At 58.5% G+C, this 2,707-nt stretch carries 4 protein-coding genes; all 4 read right to left on the reverse strand.

Going from position 1 to position 2,707, the window contains the following annotated elements; genetic code table 11:
• Positions 1 to 322, reverse strand: a 322-nt coding sequence (locus tag VD811_13490) for a histidine kinase N-terminal 7TM domain-containing protein (protein ID HXV21995.1), incomplete at its 3' end; no start/stop codon positions are given.
• Positions 323 to 377: 55 nt separating this feature from the next.
• Positions 378 to 1,508, reverse strand: coding sequence for a UDP-N-acetylglucosamine 2-epimerase (non-hydrolyzing) (gene wecB, locus VD811_13495; protein ID HXV21996.1), 1,131 nt, complete (start codon positions 1,506 to 1,508; stop codon positions 378 to 380).
• A 45-nt stretch (positions 1,509 to 1,553) separates the two neighbouring features.
• Complete coding sequence (locus tag VD811_13500) at positions 1,554 to 2,147, reverse strand: YdcF family protein (GenBank protein HXV21997.1); 594 nt, start codon at positions 2,145 to 2,147, stop codon at positions 1,554 to 1,556.
• A 58-nt stretch (positions 2,148 to 2,205) separates the two neighbouring features.
• Positions 2,206 to 2,707: hypothetical protein (locus VD811_13505; protein HXV21998.1), on the reverse strand; the 502-nt coding region annotated here is incomplete at its 5' end.

Consider the following 2,707-nt stretch of genomic DNA (forward strand, 5'->3'; position numbering starts at 1 on the left):
GCAGAAAGGCGGGGGTCAGAAACAGAAAAATCCGAGTCGGGAGCGGGAGCCCGGTCGGCCGGCCGGCGCCGGCGAAGGTGGCGCAGAAGGCGAACCAGAACAGCGGCAGCAGGGATTCGCAAATCAGCGACAGTTTTTTCCAGGCCAGATAATGGTCCGGATTCCCCAGTGCCAGCAGATCGAAGACCTCGAGCAGGGAAAAACAAACCAGACCGGCGGCAACGGCAAAGGCATTCAGACTGCGCCTTTGGCGCAGCAGGACGTAGGCCGCATAGGCGACGGCAAGAATAATGGCGAGGGTCGATGCGATAAGCTGAAACATGATAGAACACCCGGCCCGAAGTGATCAATTTATCTGAATCTGATTGGATCAGATGTTATCCGCTTACAGGTTTTGACCTTTGTGGGGAGTTTTCCAGCAATACCCGGACGATCCTCTCGGCTGCCTTGCCGTCCCATTTTTCCGGGATCCGCCCCTCGGGCACCTCCCCGCCCAGAATCTTCCTGGCGCATTCAAGGACCTTTTCCGGCCGATTGCCCACCAGGAAATTAGTCCCGACCTCGCAGGTGATGGGTCGTTCGGTGTTGTTGCGCATGGTGATGCAGGGGACGCCGAGAACGGTGGTTTCCTCCTGGAGGCCGCCGCTGTCGGTGAGGACGAGTCGGGCGTTCATGTTCAGGTGGAGGAATTCCATGTAGCCGAGGGGCTCGGTGACCCAGATTCCCTCTATTTTGTCCAGGCTTTTGAAGAAGTGGGAGAGTCCGAACTGCTCCGCCATTTTCCGCGTGCGGGGGTGGATGGGGAAGATGATGGGAAGCTCTCTGGATATCTCGTTCAAAGCCTCCAGCAAGCCGCCAAGGACGTTAGGGTCGTCGACGTTGGAGGGGCGATGCATGGTCAACGTGGCGAAGGCCCCGGTGTCGAGCCCCCACCTGCTTACCAGCCCGACATCCTTTGCTTTTTCCCGGTGTTTGAGCAGGGTGTCGATCATGACGTTGCCGACAAAGAAGATTTTCTCTTGAGGGATGCCTTCGGCAAGCAGGTTTTCATCGGCGAAGTGGTCAGTGGTAAACAGGAAGTCGCAAAGGACGTCGGTACAGAGGCGGTTGATCTCTTCGGGCATGGACATGTCGCGGGAGCGCAAACCGGCTTCGACATGGGCAACCTGGATGCCGAGCTTCTTGGCGGTGATGGTGCAGGCCATGGTCGAATTGACGTCGCCGACGACGATGACCAGGTCCGGGTTCTCCTGCAGACAGACCTCTTCGAAGGCGACCATGATCCTGGCGGTCTGCTCGGCATGGGAGCCGGAGCCGACTTCGAGGTTGACGTCGGGTTTGGGCATGCCGAGGTCGACAAAGAACGACTTGCTCATTCGCTCGTCATAGTGCTGGCCGGTGTGGACCAGACAATGCTCAATCCTTCCGGGATACCGCTTCATGGCCTCGATGATCGGGGCCATTTTCATGAAATTAGGCCGAGCACCCACGATATTGAGGATCTTCAATGTGCGTCTCCTTCGCGTCCAAGAGGGGAGAAAGCGGAAAAACCTTTAACCAGGGGACAGCAAATCGCCATATCTCACCCTGTAGAACATCAGCTTCACTAGCTCGGTGGTCAATATGACAAGGTTATCCTTCATTCCTCTCTGCGGCAGGCTTGCCGCAGGGTACACCCTGAGCGCTACAGGGTCGCCGGAGAAAACTTCTTTAAAAGTCCAAAGCGTTCGTCTCGTGTGATAGTCGGACGTGACCACCACCAGGCTCCTGATGCCGCCATCGGCCAAAACATGGTCACGGGTATGCAAAGCATCATGAATGGTACCGCTGGCGGAGAAAGCTAATTTCACAATGGCAGCCTGCGGAATCTGCCTCTTCAACAATTCGACCTCTGCCCATTCAACGTGATAGAGATTCCGCTGGTGCTCAGTGGACCAGGCGCCGAGGACACCGTCGTTGGTCAGCAGGATTCTCGGGGCAACGCCTTCCTGGTAGAGGCGAACCAGTACTGGAACCCTTTCGGCCGGGCTGCCCGCCATCAGGACCAGGGCATCGGCCCGCTGCAGCGTCGGCTCGATGACCAGGTATCCTTCGAGCAGCGGAAAAAGGATGCCCGGCGCCACCCCCAAAAGAGTCAGGCCGGCCACCAACCCGCCGAACAGGCATTTCCCGACTAGTCCTCGCATGGGTCGTACAGCTCCCGGATCAGCGCTGAGGGGTCCACATGACATCTGTCTTGCCGCTGGCCCAGCGCACCCATCCGAGAAACTGGGCGGCGATGGTCAGCAGAAAGAATGAACAGAGCTGCCCCACCCGTCCGCCGCGCCGTTGACGCAGGGCGAGAAGGCCGATACCGACAAACAGTGCCTGAGCGAGAGCCATGACGGAGAAAAAAACCGATTGCCCGGCCAGCCCCAGAGCGGTCAAAAACGTACCGGCAAAAAAGAACGGCACCAGGAACCTGAGCACCTTGTGAGAGAGCAGGAAAAGGGCGAACCAGCCATAGGCCAGAGGGTTGAGAAAGCGGCGGTTTCGCATGATCGCGCCCAGGGTCCGGTTGGTGATGCGCACCTGCCGGCGAAACTCCCTCCCCTCTCCCTCCGAGGGCCTTTCGAAGCAGAAAACGTCCGGGTCGAGCACGACCCGCTGGCCCTGACCGACGACATTCAGCGGGATCACGAAATCGTTGATATCGCCATCCTGCAGG

This window comes from Desulfuromonadales bacterium, assembly GCA_035620395.1.
Taxonomy (GTDB): Bacteria; Desulfobacterota; Desulfuromonadia; order Desulfuromonadales; family DASPGW01; genus DASPGW01.